Below are 20,822 nucleotides of genomic sequence, written 5' to 3' on the forward strand. Positions count from 1 at the left end.
ACCGCCCAGGGTAGGCGCCCGTCACTTGCCGAGCCGCTCCGCGTCGAAGTCGTCGACCCTGCCCACCGTCGCGCGGTTGACGCCCCACAGCACGATGCCGAGGAGGATCAGGATGCCGCCGAACAGGTACTCCTTCGGCGGGCGCCCGGAGAAGGGGCTGGCGAGGAACGCGCACAGCACGGCGGCGACCACCGGGATCGCCGTCGGGGTCCGGAAGTGCTCGTGGTCCGACGGGTCGCGACGCAGCACGAGCACCGCGATGTTGACGATGGTGAACACGACGAGCAGGAGCAGGGACGTCATGCTGCCCAGCTCGGAGATGTCGAGCAGCAGGACCAGGATGATCGCGAGGCCGCTGGTCACGACGATGGCGAACCACGGGGTGCGACGTCCCGGGTGCACCTTGGCGAACGCGTTCGGGATGATCCGCTCGTTCGCCATGCCGTAGAGCAGCCGGCTGGCCATCATCATGTTGATCAGCGCGGTGTTCGTCACCGCGAACAGCGTGATGGCGGCGAACAGGATCGCCGGGAAGGCCGGCGAGGCGGTCTGCACCACCGTCAACAGGGCCCCGCTCTCGGCCTCCGCGAGCTGCTCGGTGGGCACGAGCGTCGAGGCGATGACCGCCACGACCAGGTAGATCGTCGCGGTGATCCCCATGGCGAGCAGCATCGCGCGGGGGAACGTCTTGGGCGGGTCGACGGTCTCCTCGGCCATGTTCACCGAGTCCTCGAAGCCGACCATGGCGAAGAACGCCAGCGCGGTGGCCGAGGAGATCGCGAGCAGGACGGCGGGCTCGGAGAAGATCGAGCTCTCCGGGGCCGACGCCGCGAACTCGGTGAGCCGCGACGGGTCACCCAGCCCGTTCAGCACCGCGTAGCCACCGAGCACGATCACGATGAGCAGGCCGAGCAGCTCGATCGAGGTGAGCACGACGTTGACCTTCACCGACTCGCCCACGCCGCGGAAGTTGATCGCCGCGAGCATGAGGAGGAAGGCGACGACCACCAGCGGCGTGACCCAGCTCGGCAGCTCGCCGACGATCGTCTCGAGGTTCCGTCCGCCGAAGGCCTGGGCGGCCGAGGCCGCGGAGGTGATCCCCGAGCACATCACCGTGAAGGCGACGAGGAACGTGATGAAGGGTCGCTTGAAGGCCAGCTGCGTGTAGAGGGCGGCGCCCGCGGCGCGGGGGTACTTGCCCACCAGCTCGAGGTAGCTGAACGCCGTCATGAAGGCCACGACGAAGGCCAGCAGGAACGGCAGCCACAACGCCCCGCCGACCCGCTCCGACACCGTGCCGGTGAGGGCGTAGATCGTGGTGCCGAGGATGTCCCCGATGATGAAGAACACGAGCAGCTTGGGCCCGATCGCGCGGACCAGGCTCGTGCCGCCGCCCGATCCACCGCCGGATCCGTCGGTCGTCGGGGCGTTCGTGGTGTCGTCGGTCACGGGGGCATGCTGCACCATGGCGCGATGACCCGGGGCCTGCGTCGCCGCACGGTCCTCGGGGCTGGTCTGGGCGGCGTAGCGCTGCTCGGCGTCGGGTGCGCCCCGCCCGACAGGACGTCCGTGGTCGTGGCCACGGGCGGACCGCAAGGGGTCTACCGGCGCCTCGGCGAGGCGATGGCCGAGCTCTGGCGGATCGACCCCGGGGTGCCGACGGGGGTCCTCGGCAGCGAGGGCTCGGTCGACAACGTCGGCATGCTCGTCTCCGGCCGGGCGCGGGTCGCCTTCTGCGCCGCCGACGTCGCGGTCGACGGCGCGGTCGACGGCGCCCGTCCCCGCCACCCGCTGCAGGCACTCGCCCGGGTGCACGACGACGCGATCCACATCGTCGTCCCGGCGGAGTCGCCGATCCGCCGGCTCGCCGACCTCGCGGGACGCCGGGTCTCGGTGGGCGCCCGCAACTCCGGCGTGCTCGTCGTCGCCCCGCGCCTGCTCTCGTCGGTGGGTCTGACCGCCGAGCGGGACATGCGGGCGGTGATGCTCGGGCTCGACGAGTCGGCGGCAGCGTTCGCACGCGGCGAGATCGACGCCTTCTTCTGGTCGGGCGGCGTACCCACCGCCGGGGTCGAACGGCTCGCCGCCACCCGCCCGGTCCGCCTGCTCGACCTCGGCGAGGAGACGGTACGGCTGCGCACCCGGTACCCCGTCTACGACGTCACCACGGTCCCCGCCGGCACCTACGGGCTCGTCGACCCCGTCAGCGTGGCCTCGGTCCGCAACGTCCTGCTCGTCACCGGCGACATGGCCCCGGACCTCGCCGAGTCGCTGACCCGCGCGCTCCTCGAGGGGCGCGAGGCCCTTGCCGTCGCCGATCCGGCCGGTCGCAGCATCGACCCGCGCTCGGCGATCGGCACCCAGCCGGTCGCGCTGCACCCCGGGGCCGTCGCCGCCTACCGGGCGGTCAAGGGGCTCTGATCCACGGCCGACCGGGATGCGGCCGCCCCGGAGACGGGGACATCGGGGACGGGGACATCGGAGACGGGGGCATCGGAGACGGGGGCATCGGAGACGGGGGCGTCGGCCGAGCCGGCCGCCGCCTCGGCCCGCTCTCCGTCCGCCTCCGGCGCCGCGGCCGGCGGCAGGCGCAGCACGACGCGCAGGCCCCCGTCCTCGGGCAACTGCAGCAGGAGCTCGCCCCCGACCCGCTCGGCCGAGCGGGCGGCGATGGCGAGCCCGAGGCCGGTGCCGGCGCTGCCGTCCTGGGCCGGTGAGCGCCAGAACCGGTCGGTGGCGCGGGCGAGCTCGCCCGGATCGATCCCGTCGCCGTGGTCGCGTACGCCGATCTCGACCCAGCCGTCGACCCGCGCCGTGGAGAGCTCGACGTCGGTGCCCGGCGGGGCGTACTTGAGCGCGTTGTCGAGCACCGCGTCGAGCACCGCGACCACCGAGTCCACGTCGGAGCGCGCCACCAGCCCGCCGGGGCCGAGGCGACGCAGGGACAGGCTCTCGTGCTCCGCGAGCACGCCCCACGTGTCCGCCCGCTCGTCGAGCACCGGGTCGATCGGCATCGGCACCGGCTGCGGCGGACGGCCCTCGGCGCGCGCGAGCGCCAGCAGCGCGTCGAGCACCGAGGCCAGGCGATCGGTCTCCTCCAGCGCCGCGCCGTGCTCGTCGCGCAGGGCGTCGTCAACGCGGGCGTCCGGCACGGCGAGGGCGGCGCCGACGTTCTGCAGCCGCAGCCGCAGGGCGGTCAGCGGGTTGCGCAGCTGGTGGCCGGCGTCGGCGACGAACGCACGCTGCGACTCGAGCGCGTGCGTCACGCCCACGGCCATCTGGTCGAAGTGCCGGGAGAGTCGCCGCAGCTCGGGCGGGCCGTGGTCGTCGCCGACCGGGCGGGGCGCCCGGCCCGCCCGCACGGCCGCGGCGACCTGGGCCGTGCCCCTGTCGAGGCTCTCGACGGGGGCGAGGATCCAGCGCACGAGCGGGAGCGCGAGCCCCGCGGCGATGCCGAGTGCCACGAGCGCCGCCCCGGCCAGCGCGGCCCAGGCGCGCAGCGTCTCCCATCGCGCCGGCGCCGTGGGCGAGACCGTGACCGCGGCTCCCCGCACCTCGCCGCCGACCAGCACGGGCTCGGCGAGCAGCAGCGGTGCGGTGTCCCAGGGCCATACGGTGTCCGGGGGCTCGGAGCGCTGCCCCACCAGGGCGAGCTGCACCCGCGCCACGGTCGCGTCGGACACCTCCGGGCGCGACGCCGTGAGCACCCGGCCCTCGCGGTCGAGCACCACCGCGGCGATCCCGTACAGCTCGTCGTAGCGGGCGAGCTCGCCCGCCAGCGCCCCCGGCTCGTCGTCGGTGACCGCGCGCTGGGCCAGGGCCGCGAACCGGGTGGTGTCCCCCAGCCGGTCGGCGAACAGCCGCGACGTGGCCGCCGACGCCGCGGCGCCCGCCAGCGGCGCGCCGAGGCCCACGACCAGCAGGCCCACGAGGACCCCGAAGACGACGAGCAGTCGCGTACGCACCCCGTCAGGCCCCGCTGCGGCGGTCGGCCCCGGCGGCCAGCCGGTACCCGACCCCGCGCACCGTCGCCACGATCCCGGGGCGGGCGAGCTTGGTGCGCAGGGTGGCGACGTGGACGTCGAGCGTCCGGTCGGCGCCCGGCCAGCGGCGGCCCCACACCTCGGCGACCAGCCGGTCGCGGGTGCACACCGCGCCGTCGGCCTCCGCGAGCAGGGCCAGGACGGCGAACTCCTTGCGGGAGAGCGCGACCTCCTCCCCGTCGACGGTCAGCGCGTGCCGGGCCCGGTCCAGCACGACACCGTCGCCGAGCTCCGCCACGGCGGCGGGGGGCCCGCCGGTCGGGGGCACGACGCCGCGACGGCGGCGCACGGCGTGGATGCGGGCGACCAGCTCCCCGACGTCGTAGGGCTTGACCAGGTAGTCGTCGGCGCCGTGGTGCAGCCCGAGGATGCGCTCGTCGACCCGGCCGCGGGCGCTGACCACGATCACGGGTACGTCGCCGGCCTCGCGGATGCGCCGGCACACCTCGAGGCCGTCGACGTCGGGCAGGCCGAGGTCGAGGAGCACGACGTCGGTGCCGGCGAGGTGCGCCGGCACGGCGAGCCCGCGCGCGACCCGCTCCACCTGCATCTCGTGGCGCTCGAGGGCGGCGCGCAGGGCCGCGGCGACGCGGTCGTCGTCCTCCACCACGAGCACTCGCACTGCCGCGCTCCTCCCGGCCCACCTCCCCCGGTGTCACCGTCGCCACGGGGTGGCCCGGTAACCCTAAGTCTTCCTCAAGAGCGTGGACGCCCGGTTCGGCGCACTGGCACGTTCCGCACCACCGGGTCGGTGGCACAGCGAGGAGGACCGGTGGCGATGAGTGACCAGAGCGCCCCAGGCGCAGCGAGCTCCAGCGCCCCGATGGTGCGGATGGCCGGGGTCAACAAGAACTTCGGCGACCTGCACGTCCTCAAGGACATCGACCTCGAGGTCGCGCGCGGCGAGGTCGTCGTCGTGCTCGGGCCGTCGGGATCGGGCAAGTCGACTCTGTGCCGGGCGGTCAACCGCCTCGAGCCGATCGACGGCGGCACCGTCGAGATCGACGGCACCCCGCTGCCCGAGGAGGGCAAGGACCTCGCGAAGCTGCGCGCCGACGTGGGCATGGTGTTCCAGCAGTTCAACCTGTTCGCCCACCTGACGATCCTCGACAACGTCGTGCTCGCCCCGACCCGGGTCCGTGGCGTCTCGAAGGCCGAGGCGCAGGAGCGGGCACACGCGCTGCTCGACCGGGTCGGGATCGCCGAGCAGGCCCAGAAGTTCCCCGCCCAGCTCTCCGGTGGCCAGCAGCAGCGCGTGGCCATCGCCCGCGCGCTCGCGATGGAGCCCAAGGTGATGCTGTTCGACGAGCCCACCTCGGCGCTCGACCCCGAGATGGTCGGCGAGGTCATCGAGGTCATGGCGGGCCTCGCGAAGGACGGCATGACCATGGTCGTGGTGACCCACGAGATGGGCTTCGCCCGCCGAGCGGCGCACCGCGTCGTGTTCATGGCCGACGGCGAGATCGTCGAGGACACCACGCCCGACAGCTTCTTCTCCCGGCCCGCCACCGAACGGGCCCGCGACTTCCTCGGCAAGATCCTCACCCACTAGATCGGAGCCGTCATGAGACGCGTCGTCTCTGTCCGGACCCTCGGCGTCCTCCTCGCGGTCGTCGCGCTCGCCTTCGGCGCGGCGTGCGGTCGCGAGGGCAGCCCCGGCGGCCAGCCGGTGGCCGGCGTGCCGGTCGCCCAGAACGTGCAGGTGCCCGGCTCACCGACGTTCGCCGCGATGCAGCAGCGCGGCCGCCTCGTGCTCGGCGTCAAGAACGACCAGCCCGGCCTCGGCATCCAGGACCCGACCACCGGGCAGTACACCGGGTTCGACATCGAGATCGGCCGCATGGTGGCCGCGGGGCTCGGCTTCTCCCCCGAGCAGATCGAGTACCGGGTCATCCCGTCGGCCGCCCGCGAGGACGCGATCTCCCGCGGCGACGTCGACCTCTACGTCGGCACGTACACGATCAACGACAGCCGCAAGCAGCGCGTGGGCTTCGCCGGCCCGTACTTCGTCGCCGGCCAGGACCTGCTCGTCCGCGCCGACGACACGACGATCACCGGCCCGCAGACGCTCCAGGGCAAGCGGGTCTGCTCGGCCACCGGGTCGACGCCGATCCAGCGGGTGCGCCAGCAGAACCTGACCCAGAACGTGGTCGAGTTCCAGAACTACTCGCAGTGCGTCGACGCCCTGCGCGGCGGCCAGGTCGACGCCGTGACCACGGACAACGCGATCCTGCAGGGCTACGCCGCCCAGACGCCCGACCAGCTCAAGGTCGTCGGCGTGACGTTCTCCGAGGAGCCGTACGGCATCGGTATGAACCGTGACGACGCCGCCCTGCGCAACAAGGTCAACGACCTGCTCCAGGCCTCCGAGAACGACGGCACCTGGACGCGGCTCTACAACGAGACGCTGGGCCGCTCCGGGACCCCGGCACCCCAGCCCCCGCCCATCGAGCGCTACTGAGGCGCTTCGCGCTCGTGAGTGATCCGGGTCGTCGTGGCGACCCGGATCACTCACGTGGCGAAGCCATGGAGGCCACACGTGGACGTCCTGTTCGGCAACCTCGGTGAGTTCCTGACCCGCTTCGGCGGCACCATCGGGCTGTTCGTGTGCTCGGCGATCGCGTCGCTGATCCTCGGCGTCGTCCTCGCGGCGATGCGCGTCAGCCCGGTGCCCGCGATGCGCGCCACGGGCACCGTGTACGTGACCCTGCTGCGCAACACCCCGCTGACCCTCGTGCTGTTCTTCTTCGCCCTCGGGTTCACCAAGCTCTTCTTCTACCTGCCGTTCTTCCTCCTCGCCGTCATCGGGCTCTCGCTCTACACGGCCGCCTTCGTGTGCGAGACCGTGCGCGGCGGCATCAGCACCGTGTCCGAGGGCCAGGCCGAGGCCGCCCGCGCCCTCGGGTTCGGCTTCACCCAGACCCTCACGCTCGTCGTGCTGCCCCAGGCGGTGCGCTCGGTCATGCCGCCGCTGACCAGCGTGCAGATCGCGCTGCTCAAGAACACGACCGTCGCCGCCGGCTTCTCGGTGTTCGAGGCCGGCGGGTTCTACCGCGCGGTCAACGAGCGCGGCGGCTCCACCCTGGTCGCCCTCCTCTGGGTCGCGCTCGGGTTCATCGTGCTCGTCATCCCCCTGACGGTGCTGCAGCGCCGGCTCGAGAAGCGCTGGAGCGTGGCCCGGTGAGCGCCCCGACCGCGGTCCTCTTCGACGTCCCCGGGCCCCGCGCGCGGGCCCGCAACACCGTCGCCGGCGCCGTCACGCTCGCCGTCGTCCTGGCGCTGCTCGGGGTCCTCGTCTGGCGCCTCGCGGCCACGGGTCAGCTCGACGCCCGCGTGTGGGAGTGGGTCCTCTACGAGAACGTGCAGCTGGCGATCCTCGACGGGCTGATCAAGACGCTGCAGGCGTTCGCGACCGGTGCCGCGCTGGCGCTGGCGCTCGGCGCGCTGCTGGCGCTGGGGCGGCTCTCGGACCACCGCCCGCTGCGGTCGGTGTGCAGCACGGTCGTCGAGCTGTTCCGCGCCGTGCCGCTCGTCGTGCTGATGTTCCTCTTCTACTACGGCCTGCCCTCGGCCGGCATCAACGTGTCGACCTTCGTGGCCGTGGTGCTGGGGCTGATGCTCTACAACGGCGCGGTCCTCGCCGAGGTCTTCCGCGCGGGCGTGCTGGCCGTGCCGCGGGGACAGTCCGAGGCCGCCTACGCCCTGGGGATGCGCAAGTCCGGCGTCATGCGGTTCGTGCTGCTCCCCCAGGCCGTCCGCTCCATGCTGCCCTCGATCGTGAGCCAGCTCGTGGTGCTGCTCAAGGACACCGCCCTCGGGTTCCTCATCACCTATCCCGAGCTGCTGTTCCAGGCGCAGTTCCTGGGCTCCAACGCCGCCCTCGGCTCGCCGCTGATCCCCGTGGCCCTCGTCGTCGCGGTCATCTACATCACCCTGTGCCTGCTGCTGTCGGCGCTGGCGAACTGGCTCGAGCGGCGTTCGCGGCGCAACCCGGCCGTCATCGCGGTCGCGATCGAGCGACCCGACGACGCGTGACCGACGGGACGATCCGGCCGGCGCGGCCCGACGAGCTCGGGACCCTCCGCGAGCTCGAGATCGCCGCCGGTGCCCCGTTCCGCGACCTCGGCATGGACCCGATCGCGGACGACGACCCGCCCTCGACGGTCGTGCTGCGCGGAGCGCTCGACCGCGGCGGGCTGTGGGTGATCGAGGACGGCGGCGCCGTCGCGGGCTACCTCATGGACGACGTCGTCGACGGTGAACCCCACCTCGAGCAGGTCTCGGTGCACCCGGACCACGCGCGCCGCGGGCTCGGGGCGCGGCTCGTCGAGGACCTCCTCGCCCGGGCCCGCGCAGACGGCCACCACGCGGTCACGTTGACGACGTTCGTCGACGTCCCCTGGAACGGGCCCTACTACGCGCGTCTGGGTTTCCGGCCGCTCGCCGACGACGAGCTCGGCCCGGGCCTGCGGGCCGTGCGCGGCTCCGAGATCGCCAAGGGGCTGGACCGCTGGCCCCGAACGGCGATGCGCCGCGAGCTCTGAGGGTCCACCGTGGAAGTCCGTCCGTTCCGTTCTTACTCTCGGTGACCCCGGCCGTCGAGGAGGCAGCGTGGACCCCGAACCGGCCGCCCCGCCCCGCGGCTCGCGCATCCACCGGATCACCGACCTCGTCGGGGGCTCCTGCTCCTCGTCGGTGCCGTGTGGGCCGCGGTGAACGCCGGGACGGCGACGTGGGACGCCGCCGTGCTGCTCGCCCGTGGCGAGTCCGTGCCGGCGACCGTCGTGGCCGCCGACCACGATTCCCGGCTCGGTCGCATGGACGACCTCGTCGTGGCGCTCCCCGCCCCGTACGACGTCCGGACGGAGGTCGCGACGCCGCGCGAGGACCTCGAGCCCGGCGACGTCGTCGCGACCGTGGTGGATCCCGACGCGCCGGCCCGCGCCGCACTCGTCGACGACGGCTGGCCGTGGCGCACGACGTTGCCGCTGCTCCTCGTCCCCGTGCTGGCGCTCGCCGGCCTGTTCGCCCTCGGCCTCGCGGCGTTCGGGCGTTCACCAGGGACGGGCCGGGAGACGACGGGGCAAGAGACGACGGAGCCGGACCCGACGGAGCCGGGGCCCTGACGCACCGCGGCCCGGGCCCGCCGCAGCGGACCCGGGCCGACGGGCGACCGGAGGGCGTCAGGCCTGCGCGCCCCCGCGCTGCTCGATGTGCGCGATGTGGTCGGCGTCGAGCGCGGAGCCGTTGTCCGGCCCCGGGGCATCCAGCGAACGGGCGCCGGTGGCGCCGCGCTGCTCGAGCTCCTGACGCTTGAAGATTTTCTTACCGAGCCACACCAGCGGGTCGTACTTGCGGTCGACGACGCGCTCCTTCATGGGGATCAGCGCGTTGTCAGTGATCTTGATGTGCTCGGGGCAGACCTCGGTGCAGCACTTGGTGATGTTGCAGTACCCGAGGCCGTGCTCCTCCTGCGCGTCCTCCTTGCGGTTGCGCACGTCGAGCGGGTGCATGTCCAGCTCGGCGATCCGCATGAGGTAGCGCGGACCGGAGAACTCCTGCTTGTTCTCCTCGTGATCCCGCACCACGTGGCAGACGTTCTGGCACAGGAAGCACTCGATGCACTTGCGGAACTCCTGCGAGCGCTCCACGTCCACCTGAAACATCCGGTACTCGCCCGGAGCGACGCCCTCGGGCGGCGCGAACGCCGGCACCTCGCGGGCCTTGACGTAGTTGAAGTCGACGTCGGTGACGAGGTCGCGGATCACCGGGAAGGTCCGGATCGGCGCGACGCTGATCTCCTCGTCCTCCTCGAACGTCGACATCCGCGTCATGCACATCAGCCGCGGGCGGCCGTTGACCTCGGCGCTGCACGACCCGCACTTGCCGGCCTTGCAGTTCCACCGCACCGCCATGTCACCGGCCTGGGTGGCCTGGATGCGGTGCATGATGTCGAGGACGACCTCGCCCTCCTCGACGTCCACGGCGTAGTCGACGAAGTCGCCGCCCTCGGCGTCGCCGCGCCAGACCTTGAACTGTGCCTGGTAGCCCATGCCTACGCTCCCCCTCCGGTGAGCTCGCCGCCCGGGTCGCCGCCCGCGTCCTCGGTGCCCCGCGACTGCCGTGGCGGCGCGTCCGAACGGTGGCCGCCCAGCTCGTCGCCGGTGTAGTACTTCTTCAGCTCGTCGAGCTCGAAGAGGTCGAACAGGTCGGTGCGCATGGACGGCTGGGGCTGGTGCTCGAGGTGCACCTCGCCGTCGCGCAGCGAGCAGACCAGCAGCTCCTGGCGCCAGTTCTCGTCCATCGTCGGGTAGTCGTCGCGGGTGTGGCCGCCGCGGCTCTCCTGACGCTCGAGCGCGGCCATCGCGATGCACTCGCTGACCATGAGCATGTTGCGCAGGTCGAGCGCGAGGTGCCAGCCGGGGTTGTAGGCCCGGCGTCCGTCGACCGCGACGCGCGGGATCCGGTCACGGAGCTCGTGGAGCTTCTTGAGCGCCAGCTCCATCTCGTCGGCCTTGCGGATGATGCCGACGAGGTCGTTCATCGTCTGCTGCAGTTCCTGGTGGACCGTGTAGGCGTTCTCGCCACCCGAGTTGTGGATCGGGCGCTCGACGTCCTCGCGGGCCGTGGTGATCGACTGTTCGCTGACCGACGGCATCTCGCCGAGCCCGTCGAGGTAGGCCGCGGCACCGGCACCGGCGCGGCAGCCGAACACGAGCAGGTCGGACAGCGAGTTGCCGCCGAGGCGGTTCGAGCCGTGCATCCCGCCCGCGACCTCGCCCGCGGCGAAGAGTCCCGGCACCGCCGACGCGGCCGTGTCGGGGTCGACCTCGACGCCACCCATGACGTAGTGGCAGGTCGGCCCGACCTCCATCGGCCCCGCCGTGATGTCGACGTCCGCCAGCTCCTTGAACTGGTGGTACATCGACGGCAGGCGCCGGGTGATCTCCGCGGCCGGCATGCGGCTGGAGACGTCGAGGTAGACGCCGCCGGCCGGGGAGCCGCGGCCCTCCTTGACCTCGTTGTTGATCGCGCGGGCGACCTCGTCACGCGGGAGCAGCTCCGGCGGGCGACGGTTGTTGTCCGCGTCGGTGTACCAACGGTCGCCCTCGTCCTCGCTCGTGGCGTACTGCTCGCGGAACACCTCGGGGATGTAGTTGAACATGAAGCGCTCGCCCTCGGAGTTCTTGAGGACGCCGCCGTCTCCCCGCACCGACTCGGTGACGAGGATGCCCTTGACGCTGGGCGGCCAGACCATCCCCGTGGGGTGGAACTGGACGAACTCCATGTTCAGCAGCTTCGCGCCGGCGCGCATGGCGAGCGCGTGCCCGTCGCCGGTGTACTCCCAGGAGTTGCTGGTGACCTTGAACGACTTGCCGACGCCGCCGGTGGCGAGCACGACCGCGGCGGAGTGGAAGCAGACCAGCTCGCCGGTGGGGCGCCGGTAGCCGAAGGCGCCGGCGATCCGGTCGCCGTCCTTGAGCAGCTCGGTGACCGTGTACTCGTGGTAGACCGCGAGGTCGGACTCGTAGTCGCCGGTGCGGGCGAAGTCCTCCTGCTGCAGCGAGACGATCTTCTGCTGCAGGGTGCGGATGAGCTCGAGCCCGGTGCGGTCGCCGACGTGGGCGAGCCGCGGGAACTGGTGCCCGCCGAAGTTCCGCTGGCTGATCTTGCCCTCGGGCGTGCGGTCGAACAGGGCCCCGTAGGTCTCGAGCTCCCACACCCGCTGCGGCGCCTCCTTGGCGTGCAGCTCGGCCATGCGCCAGTTGTTGAGGAACTTGCCTCCGCGCATGGTGTCGCGGAAGTGGACCTCCCAGTTGTCGCGGGGGTTCGCGTTGCCCATCGACGCGGCGATCCCGCCCTCGGCCATGACCGTGTGGGCCTTGCCGAACAGCGACTTCGAGATGATCGCGACCCGCTTGCCGCGCAGGCGGGCCTCGATCGCGGCCCGCAGGCCGGCACCGCCTGCGCCGATGACGACGACGTCGTAGGTGTGGTGGGTGACGGAGGCCTCGCCGGTGGTGGGCGCGCCGGCCGCCTCGAACGCGGTGGTGGTTCCCGGGTCGGTCATCAGTTCACGATCCGCAGGTCGGAGATGGTGCCGCTCGCCACGAGCATCACGTACAGGTCGGCCAGGATCAGCGTCCCGATCGTCAGCCAGGCGAACAGCATGTGGCGGGTGTTGATCTTCGAGAGCCCGGTCCAGAGCTTGTAGCGAACCGGGTGCTTCGAGAAGTGCTTGAGCCGTCCGCCGGTGATGTGGCGGCAGGAGTGGCACGAGAGCGTGTACAGCCAGAGCCCGATCACGTTGATCAGCAGGATGAGCGTCCCCAGCCCCACCCCGAACGACGTCTGCCCGGTGGCCGGGTCGGTGCTCTGGAACGCGAGCAGCATGTCGTAGGTGTTGAGGATCGAGATCGCGAACGCGACGTAGAAGAAGTAGCGGTGCGCGTTCTGCAGGATCAGCGGGAACCGCGTCTCACCGGAGTACGAGGCGTGCGGCTCGGCGACCGCACACGCGGGCGGTGAGGACCAGAACGCCCGGTAGTACGACTTCCGGTAGTAGTAGCAGGTCAGCCGGAAGCCGAGCAGGAACGGCAGCGACACGAGCGCGTAGGGCAGGAACCAGGGCATCTCGCCGAACCACTGGCCCAGGTGACTCGCCTCCGGGATGCACGAGGCGCTCACGCACGGCGAGTAGAACGGCGAGAGGTAGTGGTACTCCTCCACGTAGTACGCGGAGCCCCACAGCGACCGGATCGTCGCGTAGACGACGAACGTGGCCAGGCCCAGCGCGTTCGCCAGCGGCGGCAGCCACCAGCGGTCGGTGCGCAGCGTTCGCTGTCGGATGTCGGGTCGTCCCGGCGCCGGCGGCCGGTACGTCCCGGAGTCGTGTGTGGTGGTCACGGCACCCCGGTCCTCGTCTGCGATGACGTTCCGCGTCGCCGGGACCGCCGCGGTACGGGGCGGAGAGCCGCAGGGAACCACGGCGCGGCGACGCTCTGTGGTGGGCCGCACACTACGACGCGTCAAACCCCGGTGTCGCCCGGGTCACCCCCGTCTCGGGGCGTGACGATGGCCACGTCGCGTGATCGAGACGTCGGCGAGCGTCAGCGGTGGTCCGCGTCCGGATCGGACAGCAGGTCGTCGAGCGCCTCATCCCCGGTCTCGTCCGGGGACGGCCGCTCCGCGAGCGCCTCGCGGACGACCCCGTACGCCACGCCCGCGTCGTAGCCCTTGCGCGCGAGCATCCCGACCAGCCGGCGGGCTGCCACCGCATGCTCGAAGCGGGCGAGCGAGGGCAGCCGCCGGTCGACCAGCGCCCGGGCGCGGGCGCGCTCGTCGTCGCGGCCGATCTCCTCGACCGCCGTGGTGGCCGTCTCGCGATCGACGCCCTTGCGGTGCAGCTCCCCCGCCAGCGCCCGCTTGCCGAGGCCCTGGTGCCGGTGCCGCGAGGACACCCACTGCTCGGCGAACGCGGCGTCGTCGACCAGGCCGGCGGCGCCCAGGCGGTCGAGCACCCGCCCGGCGACGTCGTCGTCCACGTCCTTGCGGGCCAGGGCGCCGGCCAGCTCGGCACGTGAGCGGGCCCGGGTGGTGAGCAGGTTCAGGCAGATCGTGCGCGCCACCGACTCGGGGTCGGCGGGCGGATCGGCCGCGTGATCGGGACGGTCGGCGTCGGGTGGTTCCGGCGCGCGTCCCCGCGACGACCGCCGCCGCCCGACCCCCTGACCGAGGCCCATCCGACTCAGAAGTCGACGGGCGCCGCGGCGGGCGCCTCGGCGTCGAGCTTCGCCCCGATGCCGAGCTTCTCCTTGATGCGCTTCTCGATCTCGTCGGCGACGTCGGGGTTCTCGCGCAGGAACTTGCGGGCGTTCTCCTTGCCCTGCCCCAGCTGATCGCCCTCGTAGGTGTACCAGGCGCCCGACTTGCGGACGATCGCCTGCTCGACACCCATGTCGATCAGCGAGCCCTCCTTGGAGATGCCGCTGCCGTAGATCATGTCGAACTCGGCCTGCTTGAACGGCGGGGCCACCTTGTTCTTCACGACCTTGACCCGCGTGCGGTTGCCGACCGCGTCGGCTCCGTCCTTGAGCGTCTCGATGCGGCGGATGTCGAGCCGCACGGAGGCGTAGAACTTCAGCGCCTTGCCACCCGTGGTGGTCTCCGGCGAGCCGAACATGACGCCGACCTTCTCGCGGAGCTGGTTGATGAAGATCGCCGTGGTGCCCGAGGCGTGCAGCGCACCGGTGATCTTGCGCAGCGCCTGGCTCATGAGGCGGGCCTGGAGACCGACGTGGCTGTCGCCCATGTCGCCCTCGATCTCGGCGCGCGGCACGAGCGCGGCCACCGAGTCGACGACGATCACGTCCAGCGCGTTCGACCGGATCAGCATGTCCATGATCTCGAGCGCCTGCTCACCGGTGTCGGGCTGCGAGACCAGCAGCGCGTCGGTGTCGACCCCGAGGGCCTTGGCGTACTCCGGGTCGAGCGCGTGCTCGGCGTCGATGAACGCCGCGATGCCGCCCTGGGCCTGCGCGTTGGCCACCGCGTGCAGCGTGACCGTCGTCTTGCCCGAGGACTCCGGGCCGTAGATCTCCACCACCCGGCCGCGGGGCAGCCCACCCACGCCGAGCGCCACGTCGAGGGCGATCGATCCGGTCGGGATGACGTTGACCGGCGCCCGGCCGTCGTCGCCGAGCCGCATGATCGAGCCCTTGCCGAACTGCTTGTCGATCTGGGCGAGGGCGAGCTCGAGCGCCTTGTCGCGATCCGGTGCCTGTGCCATGGAGTGCCACCTTGCGTCGAAGGTCGGGGTGTCAGGGGTCAGGGGTCGACTCTCTGGCGCCGACGCTAGGCGGGGGGTCCGACAACGGTGGAGCCGGACCGACCGCCCTGTGGAGGAACGGAACGGTTGTGGACGGACGACGGCGACGCTGACGCCGCACGACGGCCGTACGGAGGAGGGTAGACGAACACCTGTTCGATACCGAGCCCCGGTCGCCGACCGGCGTGTCGGGTCTGCTCAGCGCCTCTCGGCCGGCACCTCGAACTCGGCGCACACCGCCCGCCACACGTCGCGGGGCTCGTCGCCGTCCTCGAGGGCCTGCTCGACGGTGCGCCCGCGGAGCGCGCCGAAGACGTGGTCGCGGGCGATGGAGCCGGCACGCACGGCCCCGAACTCGTCGTCCATGAGCCGGCGGAAATGGGTCAGCCGCACGGGCCCCACGATAACCTCGGGGGCGTGGACCTCCTGCTCACCACCACGGCCTTCGACTCCCTCGGGGGCACCGTCGGCGCGGTCGTGGCGCTGCTCGGGATGCTCGCGGCGCTGGTCGTCCTGCTGCGCTGGTGGTTCCAGAACCGCGGGCGGTGACCAGGGCCTCCTCACTGCACGTCGAGGTGGCGCAGGCTCGGCCAGACGGCGTCCCACGGGGCCAGCCGGCCGGTGGCCAGCCACACCTGCGCCCCCGGGCCGGTGGGGCTCCCGACCTCCGCGACGGGCCGGACCTCGGCGAACCACGGCCGCAGCTCGTCGGCTGTCGACCCGACGTAGAGGACCGAGTCCACGTCGTCGCCCGGCGGCGGGAACCACCCGTAGCTGCGGTTGCTGCTCAGCACGGGCGGGAGCGTCCCCTCCGGGGCCTGGACGTCGAGGATGGCGGCGTAGATGTAGGACTCGGCCATCACCCCGGTGTGCACGCGCCGTTCGGGCGGGAGCGCGTCGTACGCCCGCGTCGTCGCCTGCGTGACCTGCTCGCCGACCGCGGGCGCGGCCGCCGGTACCGACACCGCCAGCATCGCGCCCGCGGCCGCGGCGCCGAGCGCGGCCGCCGGCCACGCGACCCACCGTCCCCGGCGGTGTCCGGCCTCCCGCCGGCGCTGCAGGCCCACGGCACCGACCGCCGCGAGGAGCCCGTACAGGCCGACGAGGTAGTACGGCCGTCCGATGGTGATCGAGAACGCGGCGTAGAGCACCACCGCGGTGAGCGCGAGGTGGCGCAGCTCCCGCAACGCCGGGTCGCGGGCGAGACGCCACAGCCCGAGGAGCACCAGCGGGACGCCCACGACCCCGGCCGAGGCGATCAGCCCGATCATGACCCCGGTGCGACCCTGGTAGAGGTCGGCCGCCTCGGCGGCGACGATCGGCGCCATCCGCAGCTGCGGCCACCCGTTGAGGGCCTGCCAGACCAGGGTCGGGGCGGCGATCACCGCGGCGAGGCCGACGCCCATCCAGAGGTGCGGCCGACGCAGGAGGGCACGCGGACCGAGCACGGCCACCGACAGGAGCAGGACCGCGCCCAGCAGGATCACCTGGAACTTCGTCTGCGCCGCGACCCCCACGGCGACGCCGAGCGCGAGCAGCAGCCGGTCGTCACGGACCCGCCACCACCGCACGAGCAGCCAGCCGATCAGCAGCCAGGTGACGGGCTCGAGCGTGTACGGGGTCAGCCAGTGCCCGGTGAACGCCGTCCAGATGCCCGTGGCCTGGGCGATCGCGGTGAGGGTCTGCGCCCGCGCATCGCCTCCGAGCTCCCGGGCGATCAGCGCCGCGAGCACCACGGCCGCAGCCGTCGCGGCGATCGCCGGCAGGCGCAGCACCAGCACGTTCCCGGGCGCGATCAGGTCCGCCAGCGCCGCGAGCAGCGGGGCCACCGGCGGCTGGTCGACCGAGCCCCAGTCGAGGTGGTGGCGCCCGATCGCCAGCATGAGGGCCTCGTCGAACCACCAACCGGGGAGCCACGCGACAGCCAGGTGCGCGGCGGCGACGGCGGCGGCGACGATGCCGACGGGCCACCGCGCGAGACGCGGCACCGTGGCGGGCACGGACGGGCCAGCGGTCGTGGGCGGAGCCGTGAGCGTCATGCCGACGAGCGTCGCGGCACGGCGGGGCCGGCGACCACGGCGCACCGGCCGGAGATCACCGTCGAAGGGACCGCTCCCGGTCGACCTTCGGCCGGGGCGGCGTGTCGGACGGCGGCGCTAGCGTGACCACCGTGCCGTCCACCGGGCTGACCCCGCGTCTGTACGACGCCGGCGCGCTGGCGGTCGCCCTGCTCGGGCTCTACCTCGTGCTGTGGCCGGAGCGCCCGGTCCTGCCCACCGAGGCGCCGGCGTGGTGGTGGATCGACCTGGTCGGCGGGGTTCTCGCCGCCCTCGTGCTGCTCGCCCGCCGCCGCGCCCCCATCGGCTCGGCGCTCGTCGTCTTCGCGCTGACGATCCCGTGCACGGGCGCCTGGCTCGCCGGTGCCGTGGCGACCTTCTCCCTGGCGGTCCGCCGGCCCTGGCCCACGGCGGTGGGTCTCGCCGTGCTCTCCCTCGCGATCGCGCCCGTCCAGGGCCTCTTCCGTCTCCCGACCGAGGAGAGCACCTCGTGGGCCAACGTCGGGTGGGCGGTGGTCATCACCGCGGCGCTGGTGGCGACGGGGGCGGCGATCCGCGCCCGCCACGAGCTGCTCGACTCGCTGGTCGAGCGGGCCGAACGGGCCGAGACCGAGGCGGCGCTGCGGGCCGAGGCGGCCCGGACGGCCGAGCGCACCCGCATCGCCCGCGAGATGCACGACGTCCTCGCCCACCGCCTGTCGATGGTGTCCCTGCACGCCGGGGCGCTGGCGCACCGCCGGTCCGCCTCGCCCGAGGAGATCCGCGACGCGCTCGAGGTCATCCGGGCGGGAGCGCGCGACGCGCTGGTCGACCTGCGGGCGATCCTCGGCGTCCTGCGCGACCCCGACACCGACGACGAGGCCGGCGCCGGCGTCGATCCCGCCCAGCGGCCGCCGCAGCCGACCCTGGCCGACCTGGGGCGCCTCCTCGACGGCGTGCGCGCCGCGGGCACCCCGGTGACCCTGCGCGACGAGCTGGCCGAGGGTGCGCTGCCCGACGAGTGCGGGCGCACGCTCTACCGGATCACCCAGGAGGCGCTCACCAACGCCGCCCGCCACGCCCCGGGCCGGCCCGTCGAGATCGTGCTGCGCGGCGCGCCGGGCGGCGAGGCCGAGCTCGAGGTCTCCAACCCGCTGCCCGCCCGCGGCACCGTCCGGCCGCCCGGCAACGGGCTGCTCGGGATCACCGAGCGCGTCGACCTCGCGGGCGGTCACGTGCTCTCCCGCGGCCCCGATGAGGACCGCTTCCGCGTCGCGGTGCGGGTGCCCTGGCCGGTCATGGAGCCGCGATGACCGACCCGACCCCGGTCCGCGTGCTCCTCGTCGACGACGACGCGCTCGTGCGATCCGGACTGCGGCTGATGCTCGGCGAGGCCGACGACATCGCGATCGTCGGCGAGGCCACCGACGGCGACGAGGTGCCCGCGGCGGTCGCCGAGCACCGTCCCGACGTCGTGCTGATGGACCTCCGCATGCCCCGGGTCGACGGCGTCCGGGCGACCACCGAGCTCCTCGCACGGCCCGAGGCGCCCGCCGTCCTCGTCCTCACCACCTTCGACTCCGACCAGGACGTCCTCGCCGCCCTGCGCGCGGGCGCCACGGGCTACCTGGTCAAGGACACCCCGCCGGCCGACATCGAGGACGCCATCCGCCGGGTCGCGGCCGGCGGCACGTCGCTGTCGCCGTCGGTGACCCGCCGCCTGATCGCGGCGGCGACCGGGCGGGCCTCGGGACGCCCGGACGCCCGGGCCCGGCTGGCCGCCCTCTCCGACCAGGAGCGTTCCGTCGCGGCGGCCGTCGGGCGGGGCTGGAGCAACGCGCGCATCAGCCGCGAGCTGCTGCTCTCGCTCTCGACGGTCAAGACCTACCTGTCGAGCGCGCTGTCCAAGCTCGACCTGGACAACCGCACTCAGCTGGCGCTGCTGGCCCACGACGCCGGGCTGTCGTCGGAGGACTAACCGAGCAGCCCCAGGACGCCCTTGCCGGTGAGGTAGATCCCGACCCCGCCGACGGCGAGCACCAGCAGGACCGTGGCGTGCCGGCGTCCCCACGCGTGCACCGCGCGCACGAGCTCGAGGGTCCGGTCCGGGCGCGAGATCACCAGCACGAGCACCGCGGCCGGCACCGCGAAGCGCAGGAGGTTGTAGACGAGCACCTGCGCGATCCCGCCCACGGCGCTCGGGTGGGTCTGGAGCACCGCCACCAGCGCCGCGATGTAGTAGAGGCCCGGGAGGTTGGTCACGAGGCCCGCTCCGGCCATGGCGGTCGGCGTCGGGGACTTCAGGCGCGCCGCGAGCGCGTCGGGGAGCACCGACGAGCGCTCGCGGTCGGGCCGTCGACGCGGGCGCGGGAGACGTCCCGTCCCGCGGGCGGCGGCCCAGACGATGGCCAGGACGCCGAGGACGACGTCGACGACCAGGCGCCCGGCGGTGTGCTCCGAGCTCCGGGTGCTCGCACCGAACGCGGTGACGACGAGGACGCCGACCACGACGCTGATCGTCGCGCCGGCCAGCAGGTACGCGGTCAGCAGGCGCCGCGGGCTCTCGGTGAGCAGCACCGCGTAGACGATCGCCAGCGGCACGGCACGCACGGCGCTGACGAGACCGAGGACCAGCGCCTCGGGGCTCACGGGGCACTCACCGCTCGTCCTCCGGCACCGGGCCGAGGTGCAGGGAGACGAGCCGCTCGCCGGCGAAGGACACGGTGAGCACGCCGGGCGTCCCGGAGGCCGCCACCCGCCAGACGACCTCCTCGCCGACGAGCTCCTTGCGTGTGACGTCGCGGGTGACGGCGGTGGCGAGCAGGACCGCGGCGTCGTCGGTGGCGCGCCCGAACGGGGCCTCGATCTCGAGGCGGGCGCCGGCCAGGAGCGTCCGGAGGCGCGCGACGTCGCCCCCCGTCCAGGCCTCCTCGAACCGCAGCGAGGTCAGGAAGACGTCGGCCTGCTCGGCGCCCCGCCGGCGCAGGTCGCGCAGGAACACCACGTCGCGGTTGACCTTCGACGCGGCGCCGAGCAGCCCGCTGACGATCGAGCGGTCGAGCTCGAGCACGCGCACGGCGACCTGCCGGTACCCGCTGGCCGCGGTGAGCGTGCCGGCGGCGAGGAGCTGGTCGATCTTCTCGATCGACGCGAGCTCCTGGTAGAGCGAGAGGTTGCCGGCGAGCTCGTTGCGGCGGTCGGCGATGTCGAGGGTCGTGCGGGGCTCGTCGTCGCGCCGCGTCGGGTTGATCTGGACGACCCACAGCTCGTCGGGGTCGTCGTCGAGCAGCGGGGCCACGGGCGGGTTCTGCGAGAACAGCCCGTCCCAGTAGAGGCCGCCCTCGACGTGGATCGCGCGGAACAGGGTCGGGATCGCCGCGGAGGCGAGCACGGTGTCCGGGGTGATGCGGTCGCGGCGGCTGTCGAACGCACGGAACGCGCCGCTGCGGACGTCGACGGCGCCGAGGACGAGGCGCGGGTGGCGGGCGTCGGTGTCCGGGACGTCCAGCGCGTCGAAGTCGACGTGGCGGCGCAGCAGCCGACGGAACTCCTCGCGGCCGTCGAACGCCGGCGGCACGAGGTAGGGGTTCAGCGGCGGCGCGAGGCCGAGGCTCTGGGCGACGCCCGCGCCGACCGTGACGGCGTTGCCGAAGCGTTCGAGCGGGTTGCTCGCGGCGTTGTCCTCCCAGAAGCCCTCGAGGTCGGCGGGGATCCGGTCGCGCCGACCGTCGCGCAGCGCCGCGAACGTCAGCAGCGCGTTGATCGCCCCGCCCGAGGTGCCGCTGACCGCGACGACCTCGTGGCCGTCGAACACCCCGCGCTCGACGAGCCGGGACACCACCCCGGCGGTGAAGGCGGTGTGGCTGCCGCCGCCCTGGAAGGCCAGCGCGATCCTCATGGGTCCTCTGCTTTCGC

The 20,822-nt window shown here is 73.2% G+C and carries 22 protein-coding genes; 10 read left to right on the forward strand and 12 right to left on the reverse strand.

Features of this window, described 5'->3' with window-relative positions; genetic code table 11:
- Nucleotides 1-21 precede the first annotated feature (21 nt).
- The gene (locus OG774_RS09860) at nucleotides 22-1,449 is read right to left on the reverse strand and encodes an APC family permease (protein WP_442873965.1); all 1,428 of its coding nucleotides are present in this window, start codon (nucleotides 1,447-1,449) and stop codon (nucleotides 22-24) included.
- 24 nt (nucleotides 1,450-1,473) lie between these two features.
- On the opposite strand from OG774_RS09860, the gene OG774_RS09865 reads away from it, so the two are divergent.
- Nucleotides 1,474-2,421 (forward strand): TAXI family TRAP transporter solute-binding subunit, encoded by a 948-nt coding sequence (locus OG774_RS09865; protein ID WP_328308974.1) that lies wholly within the window; start codon nucleotides 1,474-1,476, stop codon nucleotides 2,419-2,421.
- Here OG774_RS09865 and OG774_RS09870 read toward each other — a convergent pair.
- Nucleotides 2,397-3,965 carry a sensor histidine kinase gene (locus tag OG774_RS09870; RefSeq protein WP_328308976.1) on the reverse strand — a complete coding sequence of 523 codons (1,569 nt, stop codon included), beginning with the start codon at nucleotides 3,963-3,965 and terminating at the stop codon, nucleotides 2,397-2,399. The two genes, OG774_RS09865 and OG774_RS09870, sit on opposite strands and share 25 nt — an antisense overlap.
- A 4-nt stretch (nucleotides 3,966-3,969) precedes the next feature.
- The gene (locus OG774_RS09875) at nucleotides 3,970-4,665 is read right to left on the reverse strand and encodes a response regulator transcription factor (protein WP_328308978.1); all 696 of its coding nucleotides are present in this window, start codon (nucleotides 4,663-4,665) and stop codon (nucleotides 3,970-3,972) included.
- Between the two features lie 201 nt (nucleotides 4,666-4,866).
- Here OG774_RS09875 and OG774_RS09880 point away from each other — a divergent pair, with 201 nt between their 5' ends.
- From OG774_RS09880 to OG774_RS09905, 6 genes are all read left to right on the forward strand, one after another.
- Complete coding sequence (locus OG774_RS09880) at nucleotides 4,867-5,595, forward strand: amino acid ABC transporter ATP-binding protein (protein WP_328310874.1); 729 nt, start codon at nucleotides 4,867-4,869, stop codon at nucleotides 5,593-5,595.
- Nucleotides 5,596-5,607: 12 nt separating this feature from the next.
- Nucleotides 5,608-6,504: a glutamate ABC transporter substrate-binding protein gene (locus tag OG774_RS09885; RefSeq protein WP_328308980.1), complete on the forward strand. Its 897-nt coding sequence runs from the start codon at nucleotides 5,608-5,610 to the stop codon at nucleotides 6,502-6,504.
- Nucleotides 6,505-6,582: 78 nt separating this feature from the next.
- Nucleotides 6,583-7,227 carry an amino acid ABC transporter permease gene (locus OG774_RS09890; RefSeq protein WP_328308982.1) on the forward strand — a complete coding sequence of 215 codons (645 nt, stop codon included), beginning with the start codon at nucleotides 6,583-6,585 and terminating at the stop codon, nucleotides 7,225-7,227.
- On the forward strand, nucleotides 7,224-8,078 hold the full coding sequence (locus tag OG774_RS09895; RefSeq protein ID WP_328308984.1) for an amino acid ABC transporter permease: 855 nt from the start codon (nucleotides 7,224-7,226) through the stop codon (nucleotides 8,076-8,078). Before OG774_RS09890 ends, OG774_RS09895 begins: the two co-directional genes overlap by 4 nt.
- Nucleotides 8,075-8,587, forward strand: coding sequence for a GNAT family N-acetyltransferase (locus OG774_RS09900; protein ID WP_328308986.1), 513 nt, complete (start codon nucleotides 8,075-8,077; stop codon nucleotides 8,585-8,587). The genes OG774_RS09895 and OG774_RS09900 overlap by 4 nt, the downstream gene beginning before the upstream one ends.
- Before the next feature lie 156 nt (nucleotides 8,588-8,743).
- Nucleotides 8,744-9,169 (forward strand): DUF3592 domain-containing protein, encoded by a 426-nt coding sequence (locus tag OG774_RS09905; RefSeq protein ID WP_328308988.1) that lies wholly within the window; start codon nucleotides 8,744-8,746, stop codon nucleotides 9,167-9,169.
- A gap of 57 nt (nucleotides 9,170-9,226) precedes the next feature.
- Here the strand turns inward: OG774_RS09905 and OG774_RS09910 are convergent, their stop codons facing one another.
- The 6 genes from OG774_RS09910 to OG774_RS09935 all read right to left on the reverse strand — a co-directional run bounded on the left by OG774_RS09910 (nucleotide 9,227) and on the right by OG774_RS09935 (nucleotide 15,264).
- Entirely contained in the window at nucleotides 9,227-10,096 is an 870-nt protein-coding gene (locus tag OG774_RS09910; RefSeq protein ID WP_328308990.1) for a succinate dehydrogenase/fumarate reductase iron-sulfur subunit, read from the reverse strand.
- A gap of 2 nt (nucleotides 10,097-10,098) precedes the next feature.
- Nucleotides 10,099-12,114, reverse strand: coding sequence for a fumarate reductase/succinate dehydrogenase flavoprotein subunit (locus tag OG774_RS09915; RefSeq protein WP_442873966.1), 2,016 nt, complete (start codon nucleotides 12,112-12,114; stop codon nucleotides 10,099-10,101).
- Complete coding sequence (locus tag OG774_RS09920; protein ID WP_328308992.1) at nucleotides 12,114-12,950, reverse strand: hypothetical protein; 837 nt, start codon at nucleotides 12,948-12,950, stop codon at nucleotides 12,114-12,116. Before OG774_RS09920 ends, OG774_RS09915 begins: the two co-directional genes overlap by 1 nt.
- 203 nt (nucleotides 12,951-13,153) lie before the next feature.
- Nucleotides 13,154-13,786 (reverse strand): regulatory protein RecX, encoded by a 633-nt coding sequence (locus OG774_RS09925; RefSeq protein WP_328308994.1) that lies wholly within the window; start codon nucleotides 13,784-13,786, stop codon nucleotides 13,154-13,156.
- A gap of 5 nt (nucleotides 13,787-13,791) precedes the next feature.
- Complete coding sequence (gene recA / locus OG774_RS09930; RefSeq protein WP_274193531.1) at nucleotides 13,792-14,832, reverse strand: recombinase RecA; 1,041 nt, start codon at nucleotides 14,830-14,832, stop codon at nucleotides 13,792-13,794.
- A 237-nt stretch (nucleotides 14,833-15,069) separates the two neighbouring features.
- Nucleotides 15,070-15,264: a DUF3046 domain-containing protein gene (locus OG774_RS09935; protein ID WP_274189193.1), complete on the reverse strand. Its 195-nt coding sequence runs from the start codon at nucleotides 15,262-15,264 to the stop codon at nucleotides 15,070-15,072.
- A 24-nt stretch (nucleotides 15,265-15,288) separates the two neighbouring features.
- Here OG774_RS09935 and OG774_RS09940 point away from each other — a divergent pair, with 24 nt between their 5' ends.
- Nucleotides 15,289-15,420: a hypothetical protein gene (locus OG774_RS09940; protein ID WP_274193530.1), complete on the forward strand. Its 132-nt coding sequence runs from the start codon at nucleotides 15,289-15,291 to the stop codon at nucleotides 15,418-15,420.
- Between the two features lie 11 nt (nucleotides 15,421-15,431).
- Here the strand turns inward: OG774_RS09940 and OG774_RS09945 are convergent, their stop codons facing one another.
- Nucleotides 15,432-16,910, reverse strand: a complete 1,479-nt coding sequence (locus OG774_RS09945; RefSeq protein WP_328309000.1) for a glycosyltransferase family 39 protein — start codon at nucleotides 16,908-16,910, stop codon at nucleotides 15,432-15,434.
- A 131-nt stretch (nucleotides 16,911-17,041) separates the two neighbouring features.
- Between OG774_RS09945 and OG774_RS09950 the strand changes: the two genes are divergently transcribed.
- Nucleotides 17,042-18,220, forward strand: a complete 1,179-nt coding sequence (locus OG774_RS09950) for a sensor histidine kinase (protein WP_328309002.1) — start codon at nucleotides 17,042-17,044, stop codon at nucleotides 18,218-18,220.
- The gene (locus OG774_RS09955) at nucleotides 18,217-18,885 is read left to right on the forward strand and encodes a response regulator transcription factor (protein ID WP_328309004.1); all 669 of its coding nucleotides are present in this window, start codon (nucleotides 18,217-18,219) and stop codon (nucleotides 18,883-18,885) included. The genes OG774_RS09950 and OG774_RS09955 overlap by 4 nt, the downstream gene beginning before the upstream one ends.
- On the opposite strand, the gene OG774_RS09960 is transcribed toward OG774_RS09955, so the two are convergent.
- Together OG774_RS09960 and OG774_RS09965 are read right to left on the reverse strand one after the other, a co-directional pair.
- Nucleotides 18,882-19,556 (reverse strand): GAP family protein, encoded by a 675-nt coding sequence (locus tag OG774_RS09960; protein WP_328309006.1) that lies wholly within the window; start codon nucleotides 19,554-19,556, stop codon nucleotides 18,882-18,884. The genes OG774_RS09955 and OG774_RS09960 overlap by 4 nt on opposite strands.
- A gap of 7 nt (nucleotides 19,557-19,563) precedes the next feature.
- Entirely contained in the window at nucleotides 19,564-20,805 is a 1,242-nt protein-coding gene (locus OG774_RS09965) for a patatin-like phospholipase family protein (protein ID WP_328309008.1), read from the reverse strand.
- Nucleotides 20,806-20,822 lie beyond the last annotated feature (17 nt).

The organism is Actinomycetospora sp. NBC_00405 (assembly GCF_036044095.1).
Lineage (GTDB): Bacteria > Actinomycetota > Actinomycetes > Mycobacteriales > Pseudonocardiaceae > Actinomycetospora > Actinomycetospora callitridis.

Coding starts and splice junctions, on each gene's coding strand:
- OG774_RS09865 (WP_328308974.1), top strand. CDS start 1,474: ATGACCCGGGGCCTGCGTCGCCGCACGGTCCTCGGGGCTGGTCTGGGC.
- OG774_RS09880 (WP_328310874.1), top strand. CDS start 4,867: ATGGTGCGGATGGCCGGGGTCAACAAGAACTTCGGCGACCTGCACGTC.
- OG774_RS09885 (WP_328308980.1), top strand. CDS start 5,608: ATGAGACGCGTCGTCTCTGTCCGGACCCTCGGCGTCCTCCTCGCGGTC.
- OG774_RS09910 (WP_328308990.1), bottom strand. CDS start 10,096: ATGGGCTACCAGGCACAGTTCAAGGTCTGGCGCGGCGACGCCGAGGGC.
- OG774_RS09915 (WP_442873966.1), bottom strand. CDS start 12,114: ATGACCGACCCGGGAACCACCACCGCGTTCGAGGCGGCCGGCGCGCCC.
- OG774_RS09925 (WP_328308994.1), bottom strand. CDS start 13,786: ATGGGCCTCGGTCAGGGGGTCGGGCGGCGGCGGTCGTCGCGGGGACGC.
- recA (WP_274193531.1), bottom strand. CDS start 14,832: ATGGCACAGGCACCGGATCGCGACAAGGCGCTCGAGCTCGCCCTCGCC.
- OG774_RS09945 (WP_328309000.1), bottom strand. CDS start 16,910: ATGACGCTCACGGCTCCGCCCACGACCGCTGGCCCGTCCGTGCCCGCC.
- OG774_RS09955 (WP_328309004.1), top strand. CDS start 18,217: ATGACCGACCCGACCCCGGTCCGCGTGCTCCTCGTCGACGACGACGCG.
- OG774_RS09965 (WP_328309008.1), bottom strand. CDS start 20,805: ATGAGGATCGCGCTGGCCTTCCAGGGCGGCGGCAGCCACACCGCCTTC.